Source organism: Nocardiopsis sp. ATB16-24, assembly GCF_030271535.1.
Lineage (GTDB): Bacteria > Actinomycetota > Actinomycetes > Streptosporangiales > Streptosporangiaceae > Nocardiopsis.
In genome coordinates this window covers 57,694-81,441 of record NZ_JASCXJ010000009.1, presented here as the reverse complement: position 1 = coordinate 81,441, position 23,748 = coordinate 57,694, and the positions used below count along the sequence as shown (strand labels likewise).

Genomic DNA, 23,748 nt, shown 5'->3' with positions numbered 1-23,748 from the left:
CAACACCATGACGGAAGACGCCCGACTCCTCGACTACCTCAAACGGGTGACCGCCGACCTGCGCCGCACGCGCGCCGAACTGGACGATCTTCGCTCCCGCGAGTCCGAACCGATCGCGATCGTGGGCATGGGATGCCGACTCCCCGGCGGGGTGGACTCCCCGGAGGCGCTGTGGCGCCTGCTGGAGGACGGCGCGGACGTGATCACGGACCCGCCCACGGACCGAGGATGGGACCTGGAGTCCCTGGTGGATCGGCTGGGATCGACGCGCTGGGGCGGATTCCTGGACGACGTGGCGGGCTTCGACGCGGACTTCTTCGGCATCTCCCCGCGTGAGGCGGCGGCCATGGACCCGCAACAACGCCTCCTGCTCCAAGTGTCGTGGGAGGCGATCGAACGCGCGGGCATCGACCCCTCCTCCCTCGCGGGCAGCCCGACCGGGGTGTTCACTGGTATCAGCGTCACCGACTACGCCGGGGGCGCGGCCTCGGGGGCGCTTCCCATCCCCGAGGAGGCCGAGGGGTACCTGATGACGGGTGTCTCCACGAGCGTCGCCTCCGGCAGGGTCGCCTACACGCTGGGGTTGGAGGGCCCCGCGTTGACGGTCGACACGGCCTGCTCCTCCTCCCTGGTCGCCATGCACCTGGCCGTGCGCGCTCTGCGCCGGGGAGAGTGCTCCATGGCGTTGGTCGGAGGCGCCACGGTGATGACGGGACCGTCCCTGTTCACGGAGATCGCCCGGCAGGGCGGTCTCGCCGCGGACGGGCGCTGCAAGGCCTTCGGAGCGGGGGCGGACGGAGCGGGATTCTCCGAGGGCGCCGGCGTGGTGCTCCTGGAACGGCTCTCCGACGCCCGCAGGCACGGGCGTCGCGTGCTCGCGGTGATCCGGGGGACCGCGACCAACCAGGACGGCGCGTCCAACGGGCTGACGGCCCCCAGCGGCCCGGCCCAGGTACGGGTGGTGCGTTCGGCGTTGGCCGACGCCGGCCTGACCACGGGGGACATCGACGCGGTGGAGGCGCACGGCACCGGAACGGAACTGGGCGACCCGATCGAGGCCCAGGCCCTGATGGACGTGTTCGGTGCGGCGCCGAACGCGTCGACGGTGGGCGTGGGCTCGCTGAAGTCGAACATCGGCCACACCCAGGCCGCCGCGGGAGTGGCGGGTGTCATGAAGATGGTGTTGGCCCTCCAGCACGGAACGCTGCCCCGCACCCTGCACGCCGACGAGCCCACCCCGCACGTGGACTGGTCCTCGGGGCGTCTGCGGGTGCTGTCCCGGGAACGCCGTTGGGAGCCCGGCGAACGGGTGCGCCGGGCCGGGGTGTCCTCCTTCGGCGTCAGCGGGACCAACGCGCACGTGATCGTGGAGGAGGCGCCCCAGGAGATCCCCGCCGAGGAGAGTGGGACCGTTCCCCGGCCGTTGGTCGAGGGCCCCTTGCCGTGGCTCCTGTCGGGGCGCACCGGACCGGCACTGACGGAGCAGGCCGTGCGCCTGCGCGCACACCTGGAGGAGGAGGCCACGCCGGCCGTGGAGGAGGTCGCCCGGGCACTGGCCACCACCCGTACCTCCTTCGTCCACCGGGCCGCGGTGGTGGCGACCGACCACGCCGGGTTCATGCGGGGTCTGGGCGCACTGGCGGACGAACGCGCCCACGAGACGGTCGTCACCGGCACGGCCGGTCGTACCGGCCGCGAGGTCGACCCCGTGTTCGTGTTCCAGGGCCACGGTGGACAGTGGCCGGAGATGGCCAGGGACCTGCTGGCCTCCTCCCGGGTGTTCGCGGACGCGGTGGCCGAGTGCGGGGCCGCCCTGGCTCCGTTCACCGACTGGTCCTTGGAGGCGGTGCTGCGTGGCGAGGCCGGAGCGCCACGCGTGGCGGGACCGGAGGCCCGCGTGGACGTGGTGCAGCCGGCGCTGTGGGCGGTCATGGTGTCGCTGGCCCGACTGTGGCGCGCGGCGGGGGTGGAGCCCGCCGCCGTGGTGGGGCACTCCCAGGGAGAGGTCGCCGCGGCGTGTGTGGCGGGCGCGTTGTCGTTGGAGGACGGCGCCCGTGTCATCGCGCTGCGCAGTCGGGTCTTCTGGGACGTGGCCGGACACGGCCGCATGGCGGCGGTCAGGGTCGGCCCCGAACGCCTGACGGACCTCATCGCTCCGTGGAAGGGCCAGGTCGTCGTGGCCGGGGTGAACGGCCCGGACGCCACGGTCGTGGCGGGCGACGGCGACGCGGTCGCGGAGTTCGTCGCCGCCTGCGAACGCGACGGCGTGCGGGTGCGCGACTTCGGTCTGGACTACTGTTCACACGCCTTCCCCATCGACCGGGTCGAAGGTCGACTGTCGAGGGATCTGGCGGGCATCCGGCCCCGCACGGGCGATGTTCCGTTCTACTCCACGGTCGCGACCACCCCCGAGTGGTCGGCGGAGTCGGTGCCCGAACTCGTCCCCGTGGACGGCTCCCTGCTCGGCCCCGACTACTGGTACCGGAACCTGCGCCACCCCGTGGTCCTCGCCCCGGTGATCGAGGGACTGGCGCGTCGCAGCGGCGCGTTCATCGAGATCGGACCGCACCAGGTGCTGTCCCCGGTGATGGAGGAGACCCTGGAGGAGGCCGGCCTCGACCGGCCGGTGATCGGCACACTACGACGGGACGAGGACGGAGCGGTACGGTTCATGACCGCCCTGGCCGAAGCCCACAGCCGGGGCGTGGCCATCGACTGGGAGCGGGTCCTCGCAGGCACGGGCCGGACTCCCGTGGAGCTTCCCACCTACCCCTTCCAGAACCGCCGCTACTGGCTGACCGAACACCGGAGCGCCGCCGACCCCTCCGCCCTCGGGGTACAGGGCGCCGGACACCCGCTCCTCGGCGCACGCGTCCCCGTCGCCGGCACCGGACAGACGGTGTTCACCGGAGTGCTCGACGCCGCCCGACACCCGTGGCTCGCCGAACACGCCCTCGGCGACCGGGCCCTGCTGCCGGGCACCGCCATGGTGGAACTCCTGCTCCACGTGGGACGCGAGTGCGGGTGTCCCGAGATCGCCGACCTGGTGGTGCGGGCGCCGGTGGAGGTGCCGTCGGAGGAAAGGGAGGGGCTGCCGCTCCAGGTGGTGGTCGAGGCTCCCGACGACACCGGGGCCCGTGCCGTGCGGGTGCTCTCGCTCTCCCGGGAAGACCACACGTGGACCCTGCACGCCGAGGGGGAACTCGTACCGGAGACCGGAAAGGGACCGACCTCCCTCGACCCCCTCCAGGAGGGGGCGGTGCCCCTGCCGGTGGAGGAGGCCTACGCGCGCTTCTCCGCGCTCGGCTACGGCTATGGTCCGGCCTTCCAGGGTCTGCGCGCCGCATGGGAGGACGCGGCCGGTGTGCTCGGCGAGGCCGAGCTCGACACCCCGCCGTCGGACGCCCGTGACATGGTGGGGCCCCATCCCGCACTGGCCGACGCCGGACTGCACGCGTTGCTGCTGCACCACCTCGTGGGAGGCGGCGAGCGCCGCTCCCCGATGCCGTTCGCCTGGCGGGGTGTTCGCCTCCATGCGACCGACGCGCCGGCACGGCTGCGCACCCGGGTCACCAGGACCGGCCATGACACGTGGTCGGTGCTCTACACCGACACCGCCGGCACCCCCGTCCTGTCCATCGACAGCCTCACCACGCGTGAGGCCCCGGTCGCCGTCGAACCGCCCGCCCTCTTCCAGCAGGACTGGACGGAACCGGACACGCCGGAGGGCGGCGCTCGCACGGCCCGCCCCCACACGTGGGCGACCGTCGGAGACCAACCCCTGGAGGGCCTGGCGCGGTACGCCGACACCGCCGCGCTGGAGGCCGCGCTGGACGCGGGCGCGCCCGTGCCCGGTCTGATCGCCGTGTCCGCCGGAGGCGGTGGCGGGAACGCACCCGACCGGGTCCGCGTCGAACTCCACCGCCTCCTCGGCCTGCTCCGCGCCTGGGTGGACGACGAGCGCCTGGGAGGAACGAGGATCGCCGTCCTCACCAGTGGAGCGGTACGCCTTCCCGGCGACTCCGACGTCCCCGTGGACCTGTCCGGGGCCGCGGTGTGGGGGCTTCTGGCCTCCGCGGAGACGGAGAACCCCGGACGTTTTCTCCTGCTGGACGCCGACCGGATCGACGCCTCCCTGCTCGCGGACGCCGTAGCGACGGAGGAGCCGCGCGTGGCCGTCCGCGACGGCCGCCTGTACGTGCCCCGTCTGGCCGAGGCCCGTACGTCCCGTGACGGTGTCCGTCTGCCGCGACGCCGCACGGACTGGCGACTGGACGTACGCGAACCCGGAAGGGTCGACGGGCTCGCCGCCGTCCCCGACCCCGGGCAGCACCGGCCCTTGGCCGCGGACGAGGTCCGTGTCGCGGTCCGCGCGGCCGGACTCAACTTCCGCGACGTCCTGATCACCGTGGGGATGTACCCCGAACCCGGAGGCATCGGCAACGAGGGCGCCGGAGTGGTCCTGGAGGTCGGACCGGACGTGGAGGACCTCGCCCCCGGGGACCGGGTGATGGGCATCTTCCCCGGCGCGTTCGGCCCGGTCACCATCGCTCGACGCGCGTTCGTGGCACCGATCCCGCACGGATGGGACTACTCCTCCGCGGCCGCCGTCCCGGCCGTCTACCTGACCGCCCACCTCGCCCTGGAGGAGGCCGGGCTCGAACCCGGGGAGACGGTGCTCATCCACTCGGCGGCCGGAGGAGTGGGACAGGCGGCCATGCACCTGGCCCGCGGTCTGGGCGCCAGGGTCCTGACCACCGCCAGCCCCGACAAGTGGGAGGTGCTGCGGGAGCAGGGGGTGGAGGAGGAGCGCATCGCGCATTCGCGCCGACTCGACTTCGAGGAACGCTTCCGCGCGGTCTCCCCGCCCGTGGACGTCGTCCTCAACTCCCTCACCGGTGAGGCGATCGACGCCTCACTGCGGCTGATGGCGCCCACCGGACGCTTCGTGGAACTGGGACGCAACGAACTCCGCGACCCCGCACGGGTGGCGGCCGACCACGGCGGTGTCCGCTACATCCCGTTCGTTCTGCCGCTCGACGACCCCGCACGTATCCGGCGCGCCTTCACCTCCCTCCTGGCTCTCCTGGAGAAGGAGGGGCGCCCCGCGACGCGCGTCACCCGCTACCCCGTCGAGCGGGTGGTCGACGCCTTCCGTCACATGCAACAGGGGCGCAACGTCGGCAAGCTCGTCCTGGAGATGAGCACGCGGCTGCGCCCGGGCGGCACGGTCCTGATCACCGGTGGCGTCGGCACGCTCGGTGCCCTCGTCGCCCGCCACATGGTCGTCCGACACGGCGTCACCCGACTGCTGCTGGTCGGACGTCGGGGCGCCGACGCTCCCGGGGCCGCCGAACTCGTGGCCGAACTCGGCGCTCTGGGAGCACACGTGACCGTCGCCGCCTGCGACGTCGCCGACCCCGAGGCGGTGCGCGCCCTTCTCGCCACCGTGCCCGAAGACCATCCGCTCACCGCGGTGGTGCACTCCGCTGGTGTGGTCGACGACGCCACCGTCACTCGCCTGGGCCCCGAGGCCCTGGAACGGGTCCTGGCGCCCAAGGTCGACGGGGCCTGGAACCTGCACCAGGCCACCGCCGGCCTCGACCTCGACGCCTTCGTGCTGTTCTCCTCCGGAGCGGGCGTGCTCGGCTCGGCGGGGCAGGCGGGATACGCGGCGGCCAACTCCTTCCTGGACGCCCTCGCCCACCACCGCCGCTCCCTGGGACTGCCCGCGCAGTCACTGGCCTGGGGGCTGTGGGCCGACACCAGCGCCTCGACCGCGCGCCTGGACGACGTCGACACCTCCCGCATGTCCCGGATCTGGGGAGTGGAGGCCATCGGCGCGGACGAGGGCTGCGCGCTCATGGACGCCGCCGCGGACATCGACCGGGCCGTCCTGCTCCCCGTCCCGATGGACCTCGCGGGCCTTCGGGCACGCGCGACCTCACCGGAGGCCGTTCCGCACCTGCTGCGCGGACTCGTGCAGGCAAGGCCGGCACGGCGTTCCGACAGCGACCCCGGGGCCGCCGCGCGCCTGCGTGGCACCAAGGCGGGAACCGAACGTCGCGCCCTGTTGCGGGAGTTCATCGGGACGCGCGCCGCCGAGATCCTCGGACACCCCTCGGGCCACCGCGTGGAGGCCGACCAGGACTTCCTGGAGACGGGGTTCGACTCCCTCACCGTGGTCGAACTGCGCAACCACCTGCGTGAGGCCACCGGGCTGAGGCTTCCCGCCGCCGTGGTGTTCGAACACCGCACCCCGGCGCTGCTGGCCGCCCACCTGGACACGCAGATGGAAGGAGGAACGGGCGACACCGGCCAGGAGGACCCGACCGGGCCCGTACGGCCCGCCGACGCCCTGGTGGGACTGTTCCGCGACGCATGCGCGGACGGAAGGCCACAGGACGCGGTCGCGATGGTCCAGGCCGCGTCCCGAGGACGGGCGGTGGTCGACGCCGGCCAGGAGTGGCCGGTCCAACCGGTCCAGCTCGCCTCGGGCCCCCAGGATCCGGTCCTGATCTGCTTCCCGTCCCTGGTCATGACCTCCGGCGCCCAGGAGTTCGCCCGGTTCGCGGCCGGCATGCGGGGCCGCAGAGGGGTCCACGTCCTACCCGCCCCGGGCTTCCTGGCCCAGGAGAGACTGCCCGCCGACATCGGGGTGTTCGTCGACGGACAGGCGGACGCCGCGCTCCGAGCGGCGGACGGAGCCCCGTTCGTCCTGGTGGGACGCTCCTCGGGAGGCTGGGCCGCGCACGCCGTCGCCGAGGAACTGCACCGGCGCGGCCACACCCCCCAGGGGTTGGTGTTGCTGGACACACCGCTCCCCGGGGAGCCGGGCGTGCTGCCGTTGGTCGCCGCCTCGCTGCCCATCGTCACCGAGTCGGTGATGGCACGAGCCGGCGAGTTCGAACTCCTCGACACGGCCCGGTTGACCGCCATGGGCGGTTACCTGTCCCTGTTCGCCACCTGGCGACCCGCCTCCCTCCCGGTGCCCATCGTCCAACTCTGCCCCGAGGAACCGGTCCGCACCCCGTCGGGTGAGGTGCTGGAGACCGGATGGGAGTGGCCCGGCCAGGGCGGCAACGTCAAGGTCCCCGGGGACCACCTCACCATGCTGGAGGAGCACGCCGAGACCACGGCCGCGGCCGTGGAGGAGGTCCTCACGGGGATCGGGCCGGCATCGAAGGGACGCTCGTGGGCGCGCCGTCTGAGCGACCGCGCCCGGGGACGTGGCTGAGCCTTTCCACCCACGCCCGCCGCGGAACCCGGTCTTCGCGGCGGGCGGTCACCGTCCGTCCCTCATCCGGACATCGGACCGGGGTCCTGAACCCTTGGTCCCTGCCGCCTGTGGGCCGCGATCAGCCCGTCCAGCCGTTGGAGCTCGGCCTCGGCCCGGTCGATCTGTTCTTCGAGGCCGGCCTGTTCCGGCTGGTACCAGTACGGACGCCTGGAGTGGTCGATTCTGCTTTTCCTGCTCCATTTGATGACCATCAATGAAAAGGGGAAGGTCAGGATGAACATCGAGATGCCTACCGTGAGGATGAAGATCGGAACTCCTTATGTGGGGCGGATGTTGTGTTCATCGTCGATAGGGCGGATCGCATGGGTGAGGGAAGGAAGAGCATCGACGACGCGGTATCCGTTCATCAATCGAGGAAGATCAACGACGCGATGATGAGGGCCACGGGGGCGAGGACGAAGAAGACGGGAGGAAGGACGGCCAGGAAACGGATCACGGACATTCGACGTTGAACGGCGCGTTCCTTGCGCAGTTCCTCGACCCAGACCGCCAGTTCTCCCCTTCGGGATTCGAGCAGGGACAGCGGTAGGGGCGTGGCGGAACCCGGCGGAGACGTCGGGAAGGGGTTCCCGGGCGGCGGGGGAGAAGGAGGCCGGGACAGGGACGGAGGCGGTGCCGCCTGCGGCGATGTGTGTCCTGTGATCAGGAGGTCGAGGAGCTCGCGTGCACTCGGGCGTCGGGCCGGATCCTTGGCCATGCACCGACGCACCACCGCGCCCAAGGGCTCGGGCACTCCGGAGTGGTCCGGGTCCTCCAGCAGGATCTTACGCAGCAGGCCGCTTTGACTCTGGGCGGTGAAGGCATGGCGGCCGGTCGCCGCGTACACCATCACCGCACCCCAGGCGTGGATGTCGACGGCCGGGGTGAGCCGACCGTCCTCCAACTGTTCGGGGGCCATGTACTGAGGGGTGCCCAGCATGGCGCTGACGGTGAAGGAGGTGGCCTCGAAGGCGCGGGCTATGCCGAAGTCGATGACGCGAGGGCCGTCCGCCCCGAGCAGGATGTTCGACGGTTTCAGGTCGCGGTGGACCATGCCGACGGCATGGATGGCGCGTAGCGCGGTCGCGGTCTGCACGGCGAGCCAGTGAAGGTCGGCGCCGGTGCGAGGTCCCCGGTTCCGTACGTCTTGTGCCAGCGTGGGACCGTCGATGTACTCGGTGGCGATCCACGGCTGCTCGGCGTGGGGATCGGCGTCCAGCACCCGGGCGGTGCAGAAGGACTCCACTCTCTTGGCGGCCTCCACCTCCTTGGCGAAATCCTCGAAGAAGCGCGGACCGGCGTCCGGCCCCACGCGTAACAGCTTGATCGCCGCCTGCTCTCCATTGACGTTCTCGCCGAGGTAGACCACGCCGAAGCCGCCCTGGCCCAGTTCTCGGACCAGGCGGTACCCGCCGATCTCGGTCATCTCATGTCTCACCGCGGGGACCTGCCTTCTGAAGGGGGTGCGGGCCTTGCGATGATTATGGGCAATGACGGGTGACACCGCAGGGGTGTCGGGTGGGAATTCTTCTGGAGTCCGACCACCACCATCGGAACCCGAGGGGAATTCCGGTGTTCTCCGTGGACCAGGAGTCGGAAGGCGAACGGTTCGACGTCGCCGGAACACGCGAGTGCTCTCGAAGGACGTGGCGGCCCTCGCCCAAGAGTGAGGCCGAGGACCCGCAGCCCGACCGCCCGGAGCGCCGTCCGCGCCGCCTCCGAGGAACAGAACCGACCTTTCGGACGTTGGCTCCTAACGTGCCCGCGGCCCGTCGTGCGCCGCCGCGCCGTCCCCGCCCCGGCACCCGCGAGAAAACCGGTTGCCACCCCTTCTACCCTTGACTACTGATGAGCACCACCACGCCCGCGCCCACCGCGGACTCACTGCGTCCCCGGCTGCGCGATCTCATGCCCTCGGACCGCCACCGACTCCGTCGGCGTCTGGACGGTCTGAACCGGATCGGTGACGAGCGCCGCCGCGCCTCCGTCCTCACCCAGATCGCCGCCGACATCGACCGGGCCGAGCTGCGCCTGGAGCTGCGCCGTGAGTCCGTGCCCGAGCTCACCTACCCCGAGTCGCTGCCGGTCAGCGCCCGCCGCGAGGACATCGCCGAGGCCATCCGCGACAACCAGGTCGTCATCGTCGCCGGTGAGACCGGTTCGGGCAAGACCACCCAGCTGCCCAAGATCTGCCTGGAGCTGGGACGCGGTGTCATGGGCACGATCGGCCACACCCAGCCCCGCCGGCTGGCGGCCCGCACGGTCGCCGAGCGCATCGCCGAGGAGATCGGCACCCCTCTGGGCGAGACCGTCGGCTACAAGGTCCGCTTCACCGACTCCTCCAGCGACAGCACGCTGGTCAAGCTGATGACCGACGGCATCCTGTTGGCCGAGATCCAGCACGACCGTATGCTGCGCGCCTACGACACGCTCATCATCGACGAGGCCCACGAACGCAGTCTCAACATCGACTTCCTGCTCGGCTACCTCAAGCAACTGCTGCCCAAGCGCCCCGACCTGAAGGTGGTCATCACCTCCGCCACCATCGACCCCGAGCGCTTCTCCCGCCACTTCGACGACGCCCCCATCGTCGAGGTCTCCGGCCGCACCTATCCGGTGGAGGTCCGCTACCGGCCGATCTCGGAGGAGATCCTCGACCCGGAGGAGAGCAACCCCGGGGGCGGGACCGACCGGGACCAGACCCAGGCCATCCTGGACGCCGTCGACGAACTCGGTCGCGAGGCCCCCGGAGACGTGCTGGTCTTCCTCAGCGGCGAACGCGAGATCCGCGACACCGCCGAGGCCCTGGAGAAGAAGAAGCTCCCGAGCACCGAGATCCTGCCGCTGTACGCCCGCCTGTCCACCGCCGAGCAAAGACGCGTGTGGTCCTCCCATCGCGGGCGCCGCATCGTGCTGGCCACCAACGTCGCCGAGACCTCCCTGACCGTCCCGGGCATCAAGTACGTCATCGACCCCGGCACCGCGCGCATCTCCCGCTACTCCCACCGCACCAAGGTGCAACGTCTGCCCATCGAGGCCGTCTCGCAGGCCTCGGCCAACCAGCGCAAGGGCCGCTGCGGCCGTGTGTCGGAGGGCATCTGCATCCGGCTGTACTCGGAGGAGGACTTCCTGTCCCGCCCCGAGTACACCGACCCGGAGATCCTGCGCACCAACCTGGCCTCGGTCATCTTGCAGATGGCCGCACTGGGCCTGGGCGACGTGGCGGCCTTCCCCTTCGTGGACGGCCCCGACCACCGCCAGATCAAGGACGGCGTCAACCTCCTCACCGAACTGGGCGCCCTGCACCCCGACCCCTCGGGCAACAAGCGCAGACTCACCCGGATCGGCCGCCGACTGGCCCAACTGCCCATCGACCCGCGCCTGGGCCGCATGGTCCTGGAGGCCGAGAAACGCGACTGTCTGGCCGAGGTACTGGTCATCACCGCGGCCCTGTCCATCCAGGACCCGCGCGAACGCCCCACCGACAAACAGCAGCAGGCCCAGCAGGCGCACGCCAGGTTCGCCGACAAGGAGTCGGACTTCCTGGCCTACCTCAACCTGTGGAACCACCTGCGCAAGAAGCAGCGCGAGCTGTCGGGCAACCAGTTCCGCAGGATGTGCCGCGAGGAGTACCTCAACTACCTGCGCGTACGCGAGTGGCAGGACATCCATGGCCAACTCAAACAGGTGTTGCGCTCCATGGACGTGGAGGTTCCAAGCCTGCGGGAGGAGGCCACCGACCCCCGCGGCGTGCACATGTCGCTGCTGGCCGGACTGCTCTCCCACGTCGGCCTCAAGGACCCCGAGAAACACGAGTACCTGGGCGGACGCGGCGCGCGCTTCGCCATCTTCCCCGGCTCGGCCCTGTTCAAGAAGCAGCCGCGCTTCGTGATGGCCGCCGAGCTGGTGGAGACCTCCAAGCTCTGGGGGCGCATGGTCGCCAAGATCGAACCGGAGTGGGCCGAGGAGCTGGCCGGGGACATCGTCAAGCGCCAGTACAGCGAACCGCACTGGGAGCGCAAGCGCGGCGCCGTCATGGCCTTCGAACGCGTCACCCTCTACGGCGTGCCCATCGTCGTGCAGCGCAAGGTCTCCTACGGCGGGATCGACCCCGAACTCTCCCGGGAACTGTTCATCCGCCGCGCCCTGGTCGAGGGCGACTGGGACACCCGCCACCACTTCTTCCACGCCAACCGCGCACTGTTGGAGGAGGTGGAGGACCTCGAACACCGCGCCCGCCGCCGCGACATCGTCGTGGACGACGAGACGCTGTTCGCCTTCTACGACGCCCGTGTCCCCGACTCGGTGGTGTCGGCCGCGCACTTCGACTCCTGGTGGAAGAAGGCCCGCCGCACCGACCCCGAGCTGCTCGACTTCACCCGTGAGGAACTGCTCAACGACGGCGCGGACGACGTCAGCGAGGACGACTACCCCGACGTGTGGCGTCAGGGCGCGTTCACGTTCGACCTCACCTACCAGTTCGAGCCCGGCAGCGCCGCCGACGGCGTGACCGCGCACATCCCGCTGAAGTTCCTCAACCAGGTGGAGGACACCGGGTTCGACTGGCAGATCCCGGGACTGCGCGCGGACCTGGTCACCGCGCTGATCCGTTCCCTGCCCAAGCCGCTGCGCCGCAATTTCGTACCCGTGCCGGACAACGCCGCACGCGCGCTCGGCGGACTCACCCCCTACCAGGGAAGGCTCACCGAGGCGCTGGCCGCCGAACTCACCCAGATGGCGGGAGACCGGATCAGGCCCTCGGACTTCGACCTGACGAAGGTGCCCGACCACCTGCGCATCACCTTCCGCGCGGTGGACGACCGGGGCCGCGTCCCGGCCGAGTCCAAGGACCTCGAACAGCTGCGGGCCAAACTCAAACCGCGCCTGCGCGAGGCCATCTCGGCCGAGGCCAAGGGCGTGGAGAAGAAGGGGCTGACCTCCTGGGACTTCGGTCCGCTGGAACAGACCCTGGAACGCAAGGCCCTGGGACCCAAGGTCAGGGGCTACCCGGCGCTGGTGGACGAGGGCGACAGCGTCGCGATCCGCATCTTCGACACCCGACCCGAGCAGCGCGCCGCCATGTGGGCCGGCACCCGACGTCTGCTGCTGCTCACCGTGCCCTCCGTGGCGCACGTGGTCAGCAAGGGGCTGAACAACCCCGACAAGCTCGCCCTGGCCGACAACCCGCACGGGTCGGTCAAGAAGATGCTCGCCGACGCCGAGATGGCCGCCGTCGACCACCTGCTGGCCCGCGAGGGCGGCCCGGTGTGGAACGGCGAGGACTTCCGGAAGCTGGCGGACCGGGTGCGCGCCGACCTCGGTGACACCCTGGCCGACGTCCTGGACAAGGCGGCCCGGGCCCTCGTGCAGTGGCGCAAGGTGTCCAAGAAGGTCAAGGGGACCACCTCCCTGGCCGTGCTGCCCTCGCTCAACGATGTGCAGGGACAGCTCGGCGACCTGGTCGGGGACGGGTTCATCACCCGCACGGGACTGGCGCGCCTGGACCACCTGCACCGCTACCTGCGCGGGGTGGAGCAACGCCTGAACAAGCTGCCGGAGAACCCGCGCCGCGACCAGGTGAACATGGCCAAGGTCGAGCAGATGCGCCAGGCCGTGGCCAAGGTACGAGGAAACCTGGCCGCCGGGCGCGCGGCGGATCCGGACGTGGTGGAGCTGCGCTGGATGTTGGAGGAGTACCGGGTGAGCCTGTTCGCCCAGGAGCTGCGCACGGCCTACCCCGTCTCGGACAAGCGCATCCTGAAGGCGGTGGAGGCGGTCAAGGCCGCCGGCCGCGAGTAGGTCGTCATCGAGCGGGTCCGGGGGCGCCGTCCGACACGGACGACGCCCCCGGCTCGTTCCACGGTCCTGGCGACCTCACCTGTCCGGTGCGGGCGGCGAGGGTGGAACGGAGCCGGCGCCGACGAGATTCCGAGCCGCCTGTAGCATCGCCTGTAGTGGTGTAGACCACTGTGTCGAAAAAGCGCTGGGACATGAGGAAAGCGGGGCCCCGATGGGCGGATCGGCGGACGGACGACGGCTTCTGCTCGTGGGAACCTACACCCCCGACTCCCAGCCCTCGGGGGAGGGCGAGGGGATCCACCGCGTCTGGTTCGACCCGCTGACAGGGCGGATGGCCGACGGCGGCGTGGCCGCGCGCACGACCGGGCCCTCCTTCCTGGCCTTCCGCGAGGACCCGCCCACGGTCTACGCGGTCAACGAACGGACCGAGGGCACCGTCACCGCCTTCGGAGTGGACGGCCGCGCCGACCTCACCGAACTGGCCCAGGTGTCCACCGGAGGCGGATCGCCCTGCCATGTGCTCGCGACCGGTTCCGACCTGGTGGTGACCAACTACGCCAACGGGGTGGTGAGCGTCCACGGACTGTCCCAGGACGGCACCTTCGCCACCTCGACCGCACTCACGCACACCGGAAGCGGCCCGGTCACCGACAGGCAGGAGGGCCCGCACGCGCACAGCGCCGTCGCCCCCGACGCGCGTCACGTCCTGGTGGCGGACCTGGGCACCGACGAACTGCGCGTCCTGCGCCAGGGTGAGCAGGTCGGCGTCGTCGCGCTGCCGCCGGGAACCGGTCCCCGTCACATGACGGTGGCGGGGGAGTACGTGTACGTGGCCGGCGAACTCGACTCACGGGTGCACGTGGTGCGCTGGGACTCCGACACCGGAACCGGCGAGCACCTCGAAGCCGTCCACGCCACCGGAAAGGCGGCGGCCGGGGACAACTTCCCCGCGGAGATCCTCCACCACGGAGGGTACGTGTACCTGTCCAACCGGGGGGCCGACCAGATCGCCGTCTTCGCCCTGCGCGACGGCGGCGCGCGCCTGGAACACGTGGTCGGCGTCTCCGCCGGGGGAGCGTGGCCGCGCAACTTCACCGTGGTGCGGGGCCACCACGAGGAGCCCGACCACCTGGTGGTGGCCGCCCAGAACGGGGATTCGCTGGCGTCCCTGCGGCTGGACCCCGACACCGGCGTCCCCGTCGACACCGGCCACCGCCTGGCGCTCCCGGTGCCGGTCTGCGTGCTCCCGGTCCCTCTCCGGCGCATACGCCGCACCGCCGCATCCTCGACCCCGCATCCCTCCTCGTGACCTTGTACTTGTAGTCGGGCGTGCGAAGCGGCCATGAGCACCAGGTCGCCGCGGGTCAGGAGGTGGCGAGGTGGTGCCCGTTCTCAACGACGAGGGCGGGTGTCCAGCGCGCGGAGCGGCCCGCCCACCCGTCCGCCACCGGTGGGCGCCGCCGGAAGGCGCCCGAGCACGTCGATGACGGCCGGTGCCGCACGACGCCCTCCTCATCCCACCATCAGGGCAGTCACTGTAAGTGATTTAGAAGTGTCTCTCGGTTATGGTGGGGTGTGATGTCGCCCCACGATCGTGGGGCGAACCTCTCCCCGAACCCGGAAGAACGTGGACATCGCCGTGCTCATCGGCGGGGTCCTCCCAAGGAAGGCGGCGACGATGAAGGTCGAACAGGTCACCGATCCGCTCGCCTACCACGGCGAGGGGCCGGTCTGGTCGACCGCCTGGGGCGGCCTTCGCTGGTTGGACATGCTGGCGGGGGACGTGCTGTCGCTCTCCTCGGACGGCGCCGTGGCGCGGCGCCACATCGACACCGTGGTCGCCGCGGTCCGCCCCAGACGAGGCGGAGGAGCCGTGATCGGTGTCGAACGCGGCTTCGCCCTTGAGGACGCGGACGGGACGGTGACCCTCCTGGAACCCCTGTGGAGCGATGACCGTGTTCGCATGAACGAGGGAGGGTGTGACCCCGACGGGCGGTTCTACTGCGGTTCCATGGCCTACGACCTCCGGTCCGGGGCCGGAGCGGTCCACCGGCTGGACCCCGACGGTTCGACGACCGTCGTCCTCGACGCCGTGACGGTCTCCAACGGGCTGGACTGGAGCCCGGACGGGAGCCGTGCGTACTACGTCGACACCGCGACGGACCGTATCGACGTCTTCGACTACGACCCTGCGGGCGGCCTGAGCGGACGTCGCCGGTTCGCCGACGTACCGGGTGACCCGGACGGGTTGACGGTCGACGAGGAAGGCGGCGTGTGGGTCGCCCTGTACGGAGGCGGTTCGGTGCGCCGGTACACACCGGAAGGCGACCTGGACGAGGTCGTGGAGCTCCCGGTCACCAAGGTCACGGCGTGCACCTTCGGAGGCCCCGCACTCGACCGACTGTTCATCACCACCTCGCGCGAACACCTCGACCCCGGCGACGAGCCGCAGGCGGGCGCGCTGTTCACCTGCACACCGGGCGTCCGGGGCATGGCCGCCCGGGAGTTCGCCGGATAAAGGGAAGACCCATGGACGACTCGACGGGCGAGCGGACACAGACCCTGGTCATCCTCGGCGCACATGGAGACCTCACCACGAGACTGCTGCTACCGGGCCTGGGCAGCCTCATCGCCCTGTCCTCGCTGGACGCCCTCTTCCTCGTCGGCAGCAACAGGGGCGAAGGAAGCGACGAGGAGTGGCGGGCGACCGTCGCACGAGCGTTCGCGGACGCCGACGCGAGCGGACCCGCGGTCGACGCCGTCGTCCGTGATACGCGCTACGTGGCCGCGGACGCCACCGACGAAGGTGATCTGCGCCGACTGCTGGACCTTCGCCGTGATCTGTCTCGTGGGTCTGGCCTTCGTCGCCAAATGGGTCCCCGAGACGCGGAACCGGCACTCCGACGAGGTGGGCGCGGACCTTCAACGGCGGTGGAACATGTAGCGGGGTCGCCGGATCAGCGCCCTCGGGCAGGCAGCCTGGGCCTCCGCCCGAGGCCCTCCTTCCACACCAGCATCGTCCGGTACCGAGGCCGACGCCACTGTGATCACGAAGAGAAACTTTATGATCACACTCTGTTTCCTTCGTGGCGATGGCGGGCAGGCGCTCAGGTTACGGGGACGCTGAGGGATCTCGTCCACAGAAAGGGATCGCCCTATGGCCACCTACCAGTTCGTGTGCGCTGAGCACGGCGGTATCGAACTCGAAGCGGCGATGGGGGCGGCACCGCCGACCCTGTCGTGCCCGGACTGCGGTGGGCGGGCTCGCCGGGTGTTCTCCGCTCCGATGCTCGGCGGTCTGCCCCGCGCCGTGACGACCGCGTTCGAGAGCGCCGAACGCAGCGGGGACGCACCGGACGTGGTCACGTCGGTACCGCCTCCCACAGGGCGGCCCGCACAGCGGTACACGCACAACCCGGCACACCGCCGACTTCCCAGACCCTGACGACGCTCTTTTGAAAGGAACCCGCCGGTGCCCGAACTCATCTTTCCTCTGGACTCGAGCAAGCCGTTCACAGAACAGGAGATCATCGGACACAACAGGTACCACCCCGACATCCCCGCCGCCGTCCGGGTGAACCCCGGGGACGTCTTCCGTCTGCACTGCCGTGAGTGGTTCGACGGTGCGATCAAGAACGACGACTCGGCGGAGGACATCCGCGACGCCCCGATGTCCAAGGTGCACGCCCTGTCGGGTCCGATCCGGATCGAGGGGGCCGAACCGGGAGACCTTCTGCTCGTCGACATCCTGGACGTGGGACCCCTGCCCCAGGAGGACTCCGGTCCCCTGGCCGGACAGGGCTGGGGGTACACGGGTATCTTCGCCAAGCGCAACGGCGGATCCTTCCTGGTCGACCAGTTCCCCGACGCCTACAAGGCGGTGTGGGACTTTCGTGGTGAGGTGGCCACGTCCCGGCATGTCCCCGGGGTCTCGTTCACGGGCATGACCCACCCGGGGCTGATGGCCACGGCCCCCTCCGCGGAACTGCTGGCCAAGTGGAACCGCAGGGAGGGCGCGCTGATCGCGACCGACCCCGACCGGGTCCCGCCGCTGGCGCTGCCGCCCGAACCGCAGGACGCGATCCTGGGGACGCTGAGCGGTGAGGAGTTCGACCGTGTGGCGGCGGAAGGCGCCAGGACGGCCCCGCCCAGGGAGAACGGCGGCAACCAGGACATCAAGAACCTCACCCGGGGAACCCGCGTGTTCTACCCGGTGTACGTCCCCGGGGCGAACTTCTCGGTCGGAGACCTGCACTTCTCCCAGGGCGACGGGGAGATCACCTTCTGCGGCGGCATCGAGATGGGCGGGTTCATCGACCTGCACGTCGACCTGATCAAGGGCGGCATGGAGACGTACGGGGTGAGCGAGAACGCCCTGTTCATGCCGGGCAACACCCAGCCCCTGTACGCGGAATGGCTCGCCTTCTCCGGGATCTCGGTGACCCTGGACGGCGAACAGCGCTACCTGGACTCGCAGCTCGCCTACCAGCGGGCCTGCCTGCACGCGATCGACTACCTGACCAAGTTCGGCTACAGCCCCGAGCAGGCCTACCTGCTCCTGGGAGCGGCGCCGATCGAGGGAAGGTTCTCCAGCGTGGTGGACATCCCCAACGCGTGCGCCACGGTCTACCTGCCGACCGCGATCTTCGACTTCGACGTACGACCGTCCGCGTCGGGTCCCGTGCGGATCGACCCGGGGATCGGTGCGCCGAGGGCCGCGGGGGAGTGAGGCCAACACCAGAAAGCGCTGTCAGTGCTCCCATCAACACCAGAAAGCGCCTTCAGCGCCTCCAACAGCACTCTCACACCCGCCCGGCTGCCCGGGCGAGGACCGAGGCGATGTACCCGGGCCGGTACAGGTCCTGCCAGGTGAACCGGACGATGCGCACATTCGGGTGCCATACCTGAAGGTCGTTCTGCCGGATGCGGTCCCTGGCCAGCGCCTGGGGCAGGCTGTGCGGACCGAGCCCGTCCGCCTCACCGATGAGCCTGGACTCCGCCCACCACATGTCGGCCACGGCGATGGTCCGGCCGGTGCCGTCCAGGAAACGGTGTTGGAGGTCGGTGGGCGGGAACCCCGCGTCCGTGCAGGCCAGGCGCACCCTGGTCTCCAGCGGACTTTCGGCCCGTCCGTCCGCCAGGGGCCGCCAACGGCGTGTTCGCACGCTTCCCTTGCGTCCACGGTTGGCCAGTACCAGTGGGGTGAGTTCCTCCTCTGAGATGAGTGCCTGGTTGAGCGCCGAGTCCATGAGGCACACGGCGGTCTCGCGGTCCACGGACAGGAGGGTGTCACGCAGGGTCCGCCCGGGGTCGGTCAGGCGGATGACGCCGTCGAGCGTGGTGGTCTCCTCCGGGTCGATCTCCCAGGTGTGCAGCGTGACGCGGGGACGGTGACGCCTTGTTCCTGGCCCGGGGACGACCATGTGCACGGTGTGCCCGTCCCACGGGGGCAGGCCCCGCATGCCCCACAGGTGAGCCGCGGTCCGACCGCCCGCGAAGGAGCGCGGCCCCAGGGCCAGTTGGGCGGCCATGACCGACGTGTGCAGGAAACCGGCGGGGTCGGAGCGGTCGAGGAGGGACCGCACCGAGTAGACCCCGATGTAGGGGCTGCCCAGGGTGCCGTTGCGCCTGAGCGTGTGGACGTCGTTCTTGCTGAGGCCGGCGTCCCTTGCCTGGGGCAGGCTGAGCACACCGTGTTGCCGTTCGGCGATCATCAGGGCTCTGAGGAGGGGACGCTTGGAGTCGCCGGGGGGTGTGGAAGAGGTCGGGGCCGTGGGAGGTGCTGGAAGATCCATGTCCCAAGGGTGCGGGGATGTGAGGGCCGTCGCAGCCCCGCACCGACACCTGTGGACAACGTGATCCCTTCGACATGCCCCGCGTACGGGGGTAGTCGCACACGCCGAGAGGGGACCGATGCCGGCGCACTTCGAATTCACCCTGCCGCGGTCGGAGCGGCCCCTGTTCTCGCCGAGCCGATCCCCCAGAGCCGGATTCGGTCACTCTCCCGGCTCTGGGGAAAGGATCGCCGGGGTCAATGTATTTCTGGGGAAATGACCCTTCCCAATCTCCATGATTGCTGACAAATCGGAAAAGTGTAGATCGCCGAAAAGGCGAGAAAGAGGAAGGGTAAACGCGTCCAAAAATGGGAGCGTGAGGCTTCCGCCTGCGTTAACGTTGCTCCTCGGGGTCAGAAGGATCCGCAGGGCACGGGGCTGGAAAACGGCCGCTGTCGGCCTTGGCTTTTCCGTGGTTTCGCGCATGTGGGGGTTGAATCGTGGTAGATGTTTCGGCGGAACGCGGGGCGAGTGAGAAGGAGGTGAGGAAAGGCTCCCTCATCGTCGGGTGGATCACCTCCACCGACCACAAGGTCATCGGGTACATGTACCTGATCACCTCCTTCGCCTTCTTCCTCCTCGCCGGGATCATGGCGCTGGTGATCCGTGCGGAGTTGTTCCTGCCGGGCAAGCAGGTCGTGTCCAACGAGACGTTCAACCAGATGTTCACCATGCACGGCACAGTCATGCTGCTGCTGTTCGCGACCCCGCTGTTCATCGGGTTCTCGAACGTGATCATGCCGTTGCAGATCGGCGCGCCCGACGTGGCGTTCCCCAGGCTGAACCTGCTCAGCTACTACCTGTTCCTGTTCGGCGGCCTCATCACCATCGGCGGGTTCCTGACCCCCAGTGGCGCGGCCAGCTTCGGCTGGTTCGCCTATCCACCGCTGTCGACCGAGATCCGTTCCCCAGGCGTGGGAGGCGACCTGTGGGTGCTGGGCCTGCTCATGTCGGGTCTGGGCACCATCTTGGGATCGGTCAACTTCATCACCACCGGCCTGTGCATGCGCGCACCCGGTATGACGATGTTCCGCATGTCGATCTTCAGCTGGAACACCCTGCTCACCAGCATCCTGGTGCTCATCGCGTTCCCCGTGCTGACCGGTGCCCTCGTCGGATTGGGAGCCGACCGTATCGTCGGCAGTCAGGTCTACGGCGCCAACCACGGTGGTGCGCTCCTGTGGCAGCACCTGTTCTGGTTCTTCGGCCACCCCGAGGTGTACATCATCGCCCTGCCGTTCTTCGGCATCGCGACCGAGATCATCCCGGTGTTCAGCCGTAAGCCGATCTTCGGCTACAAGGGCCTGGTCGGCGCGACCATCGCCATCACCGGCCTGTCGGTGACGGTGTGGGCGCACCACATGTTCGGTACGGGTGCGGTGCTGCTGCCGTTCTTCTCGTTCATGAGCTTCCTCATCGCGGTCCCCACCGGGGTGAAGTTCTTCAACTGGGTCGGCACCATGTGGCGCGGCCAGATCACCCTGGAAACACCGATGCTGTTCACCATCGGTTTCCTGGTCACCTTCCTCTTCGGTGGTCTGACCGGTGTGCTGCTGGCCTCCCCGCCCATCGACTTCCACGTCACCGACACCTACTTCGTGGTGGCGCACTTCCACTACGTGGTGTTCGGCACCGTGGTGTTCGCGATGTTCGCGGGCTTCTACTTCTGGTGGCCCAAGTTCACCGGGAAGATGCTCAACGAGAAGCTGGGCAAGTTCCAGTTCTGGTTGTTGTTCCTGGGCTTCCACGGCACGTTCCTGGTGCAGCACTGGCTGGGCGCGGCGGGCTTCCCGCGTCGCTACGCCGACTACCTGCCCTCGGACGGCTTCACCGAGCTGAACCAGATCTCCTCGATCTCCTCGTTCGTCCTGGCCGCCTCCACGCTGATCTTCCTGTGGAACGTCTACGTCACCGCGAAGAGGGCGCCGAAGGTGACCGTGGACGACCCGTGGGGTTACGGCAACTCGCTGGAGTGGGCGACCTCCTGCCCGCCGCCGCGGCACAACTTCACGTCGCTGCCGCGGATCCGTTCCGAGCGTCCCGCGTTCGACCTGCACCATCCGCAGGCCGCGGCTCCCCAAGCCACGGACCCCGAGAGGACGTAGTCCCCGAACGAGCACCTCAGCGGGTGCTCCTTTCCGGGAGCACCCGTCCTTCGAACAGGCTCAACGCACCGGCCGTACGGAAAGACCGGTTCGGGTGGAAAGCGCAGGATCGTGAGTCCCTCTCCTGGCGACAACGCACAGCGACCGCTCCTGGACGGCCGCGCCGGTGTGGTGTTCACCGTTCTTCTGTCCGTGGTCGTCCTGCTGATGCTGTGGGCGTTGACCGACCACGTCGCCTTCGTCCTGGCCGCGTGTTGCGTGGGGGCCGCCGTGCTCGCGGCGGCGTGTGTGCGGACCCGGGCGGGATGGACCGAACTGGTCGGCGGTCCCTTGGACGGTGAACGGATCCCCTCCACCAGCGCCGCCCGCCCGGGAGGGCCCGGGCTGGTGCTGGCCGTACCCGGTGGGGGACGGGCGCGTTACAGTCCCGACGGCTCCGGGCGCCTGGTCTACCGAGGGCGCGCCAGGGGCCGCTGAACGACTCGCTCCTGTGATGTCCGTCTCAGGCCGAACCCTACAAGGACGCCCTACGCGAACTGTGCACTCCGCCCCTGCTCCCTCGCCGACGGCGTAACGGACAATGAGGAGTAACGCACTCCTACGTCCTTTCCGAGGGAGTCCCACCCATGCCCACGACCAAGACGGGTGTCCGCCACAAGGGGCTGACGGCCCGGGACCTCGCGCTCATCGCGGTCTTCGCGGCGCTCATCGCCGCGCTCAGCGTCACCGTCGCCATCCCGCTGCCGTTCTCCCCGGCCCCGATCACCTTGCAGACCCTCGGCATCATGCTCGCCCCCGCCCTCCTGGGCTGGAAGCGCGGCGCCCTCGCCGTCGCCGCCTTCATCGCCCTCGGCCTGGCCGGACTGCCCCTGTTCGCGGGAGGCATGGGAGGCATCGGTGTCCTGGCCAGACCCACGGGCGGGTTCATCGTCAGCTGGATTCTGGCCGCCCTGGTCATCGGCGTACTCACCGAACTCATGACTCGTCAGGGCCGTTACCGTTTCTGGCCCGGCCTGGGCATCAACGTCGTCGGCGGCATCCTCGTCATCTACGCGGTCGGTATCCCCTGGATGGCCGTCGTGGCCGGCAGTGGGGCCCTGGCCACCACCTACTCCATGCTGGCCTTCCTGCCCGGTGACCTGGTCAAGGCCGTCGTCACCGCGCTCATCGCCCAGGCGGTCCTTCGGGCCTACCCCATCCCGCCCGCGGGGCGCCCCGTCGTGGAGGCCGACGGCGGCGGCGAGACCGCCTGATGCTGCGACTGGAGGAGGTTCGGCACTCCTACGATGGTCGCCCGGTGCTGTGTGGGATCACCCTCGAACTCGCGCAGCACCGCATCGGCGTGATCGGGGCCAACGGATCGGGGAAGTCCACGCTCGCCCGTACCCTCAACGGCCTCGTCGTCCCCGACAGGGGCAGTGTGACGATGGGGGAATGGGACACCCGGCGTCACGCCAAGCACATTCGGCGCAGGGTCGGCTTCGTCTTCTCCGACGCCGCCAACCAGATCATCATGCCCACGGTCGCCGAGGACGTGGAGATCGGTCTGCGCTCCCTCGGGCTCGGACGGGAGGAGACCGAACGTCGGGTCGAGGCCGTGCTGACCCGCTACGGGCTCGACGGTCACCGCGACCACCCCGGGCACCTGTTGTCCGGCGGGCAGAAACAGCTCCTGGCCCTGGCCTCGGTCCTGGTCACCGAGCCCGAGGTCCTGGTCTGCGACGAGCCCACCACTCTGCTCGACCTGCGCAACACCCGTATGGTGCACCGCGTCCTGGACGGCCTGGAACAGCAGGTCATCCTGTTCACCCACGACCTGGACCTGCTCGACGGCTTCGACCGGGTCCTGGTCATGGACGCCGGCCGGGTGGTCTTCGACGGCGCGCCCGGTGACGCCGTGGACCACTACATCGGACTCATGGACGGACGATGAGCACCGTCGGCCTCTACGTCCCCGGTGATGGACCGCTCTACCGTCTCCCCGCCGGAGCCAAACTCCTCGCGTTGCTGCTGGTCGGTGTCGGCCTCATCGCCGCCGCCGACCACCGGGTCGCGCTCACGGCCCTGGCGGTCGCCCTGGTGCTCTATCCGCTGGTGGGACTTCCCCTGGGGCGGGCCTGGTCGGTGCTGCGCGTCCTGTGGCCGTTCCTGCTGGCCATCGGCCTGTTCCAGATCCTTTTCGGGGAATGGCAGACGGCTCTGCGCCTGTGCGCCCAGTTGGCCGCCCTGGTCCTGCTCGCCAACCTCGTCACGCTCACCACCCGCGTGCGCGAGATGCTCGACCTCTTCGCGTGGATGGTCCGCCCCCTACGGCACGTGGGCGCCGACCCCGCCCGGATCGCCCTGGTCCTGGCGCTGACGATCCGGTCCATCCCGATGGTCGCCGCGGCCTGGCAGGCCGCCAGGGAGGGATATCTGGCCCGAGGGCTGACCGGATATCCCCATCTGCTCGTGGTCCCGGTCATCGTGCAGTTGCTGCGGATGGCCGACGCCACGGGAGAGGCGCTCGTCGCCCGGGGGATCGACGAGGCCACACGGCGCTGAACACCACGACCAGGGCCGAGGCGCAACGACGGGGCCCCTATCGATCACATATCGGATGGCCGCTTATGTGGTGCTTTGGGGGATAATAAGTCCACAGACGAGAAGCTCCGTGTCAACGAACCGGTGATACCGTGCCACGGCGTGATCCCCCCGCCGCAACCCGTGCCTGGTCCGTCGTCGTCACGAC

At 69.9% G+C, this 23,748-nt stretch carries 15 protein-coding genes; 12 read left to right on the top strand and 3 right to left on the bottom strand.

Going from position 1 to position 23,748, the window contains the following annotated elements; translation table 11 throughout:
- Positions 1-7 precede the first annotated feature (7 nt).
- Complete coding sequence (locus PFX91_RS12135; protein WP_285731612.1) at positions 8-7,237, top strand: type I polyketide synthase; 7,230 nt, start codon at positions 8-10, stop codon at positions 7,235-7,237.
- Between the two features lie 62 nt (positions 7,238-7,299).
- On the opposite strand, the gene PFX91_RS12130 is transcribed toward PFX91_RS12135, so the two are convergent.
- The gene (locus PFX91_RS12130; RefSeq protein WP_285731611.1) at positions 7,300-7,491 is read right to left on the bottom strand and encodes a hypothetical protein; all 192 of its coding nucleotides are present in this window, start codon (positions 7,489-7,491) and stop codon (positions 7,300-7,302) included.
- A gap of 155 nt (positions 7,492-7,646) precedes the next feature.
- The gene (locus tag PFX91_RS12125) at positions 7,647-8,717 is read right to left on the bottom strand and encodes a serine/threonine-protein kinase (protein WP_285731610.1); all 1,071 of its coding nucleotides are present in this window, start codon (positions 8,715-8,717) and stop codon (positions 7,647-7,649) included.
- Between the two features lie 410 nt (positions 8,718-9,127).
- Here PFX91_RS12125 and hrpA point away from each other — a divergent pair, with 410 nt between their 5' ends.
- The 6 genes from hrpA to fmdA all read left to right on the top strand — a co-directional run bounded on the left by hrpA (position 9,128) and on the right by fmdA (position 17,807).
- The gene (hrpA, locus tag PFX91_RS12120) at positions 9,128-13,078 is read left to right on the top strand and encodes an ATP-dependent RNA helicase HrpA (RefSeq protein ID WP_285731609.1); all 3,951 of its coding nucleotides are present in this window, start codon (positions 9,128-9,130) and stop codon (positions 13,076-13,078) included.
- A 211-nt stretch (positions 13,079-13,289) separates the two neighbouring features.
- Positions 13,290-14,387, top strand: coding sequence for a lactonase family protein (locus PFX91_RS12115; RefSeq protein WP_285731608.1), 1,098 nt, complete (start codon positions 13,290-13,292; stop codon positions 14,385-14,387).
- Positions 14,388-14,756: 369 nt separating this feature from the next.
- Entirely contained in the window at positions 14,757-15,596 is an 840-nt protein-coding gene (locus PFX91_RS12110) for an SMP-30/gluconolactonase/LRE family protein (RefSeq protein ID WP_285731607.1), read from the top strand.
- Between the two features lie 11 nt (positions 15,597-15,607).
- Positions 15,608-16,264, top strand: a complete 657-nt coding sequence (locus PFX91_RS12105) for a hypothetical protein (RefSeq protein ID WP_285731606.1) — start codon at positions 15,608-15,610, stop codon at positions 16,262-16,264.
- Complete coding sequence (locus tag PFX91_RS12100) at positions 16,236-16,523, top strand: FmdB family zinc ribbon protein (RefSeq protein WP_285731605.1); 288 nt, start codon at positions 16,236-16,238, stop codon at positions 16,521-16,523. Before PFX91_RS12105 ends, PFX91_RS12100 begins: the two co-directional genes overlap by 29 nt.
- A 27-nt stretch (positions 16,524-16,550) precedes the next feature.
- On the top strand, positions 16,551-17,807 hold the full coding sequence (gene fmdA / locus PFX91_RS12095) for a formamidase (protein ID WP_285731604.1): 1,257 nt from the start codon (positions 16,551-16,553) through the stop codon (positions 17,805-17,807).
- Positions 17,808-17,880: 73 nt separating this feature from the next.
- Here the strand turns inward: fmdA and PFX91_RS12090 are convergent, their stop codons facing one another.
- A complete protein-coding gene (locus tag PFX91_RS12090; RefSeq protein ID WP_285731603.1) occupies positions 17,881-18,873 on the bottom strand; it encodes a type IV toxin-antitoxin system AbiEi family antitoxin domain-containing protein in 993 nt (330 codons plus the stop codon).
- A 521-nt stretch (positions 18,874-19,394) separates the two neighbouring features.
- Between PFX91_RS12090 and ctaD the strand changes: the two genes are divergently transcribed.
- From ctaD to PFX91_RS12065, 5 genes are all read left to right on the top strand, one after another.
- Positions 19,395-21,017 carry an aa3-type cytochrome oxidase subunit I gene (gene ctaD / locus PFX91_RS12085; protein ID WP_285731602.1) on the top strand — a complete coding sequence of 541 codons (1,623 nt, stop codon included), beginning with the start codon at positions 19,395-19,397 and terminating at the stop codon, positions 21,015-21,017.
- Between the two features lie 111 nt (positions 21,018-21,128).
- The gene (locus PFX91_RS12080; protein WP_285731601.1) at positions 21,129-21,494 is read left to right on the top strand and encodes a hypothetical protein; all 366 of its coding nucleotides are present in this window, start codon (positions 21,129-21,131) and stop codon (positions 21,492-21,494) included.
- Positions 21,495-21,643: 149 nt separating this feature from the next.
- Positions 21,644-22,270 carry a biotin transporter BioY gene (locus PFX91_RS12075; RefSeq protein ID WP_285731600.1) on the top strand — a complete coding sequence of 209 codons (627 nt, stop codon included), beginning with the start codon at positions 21,644-21,646 and terminating at the stop codon, positions 22,268-22,270.
- Positions 22,270-22,950: an energy-coupling factor ABC transporter ATP-binding protein gene (locus PFX91_RS12070; protein WP_285731599.1), complete on the top strand. Its 681-nt coding sequence runs from the start codon at positions 22,270-22,272 to the stop codon at positions 22,948-22,950. The genes PFX91_RS12075 and PFX91_RS12070 overlap by 1 nt, the downstream gene beginning before the upstream one ends.
- Positions 22,947-23,561 carry an energy-coupling factor transporter transmembrane component T family protein gene (locus tag PFX91_RS12065; protein WP_285731598.1) on the top strand — a complete coding sequence of 205 codons (615 nt, stop codon included), beginning with the start codon at positions 22,947-22,949 and terminating at the stop codon, positions 23,559-23,561. Before PFX91_RS12070 ends, PFX91_RS12065 begins: the two co-directional genes overlap by 4 nt.
- The last annotated feature ends 187 nt before the right edge of the window (positions 23,562-23,748 follow it).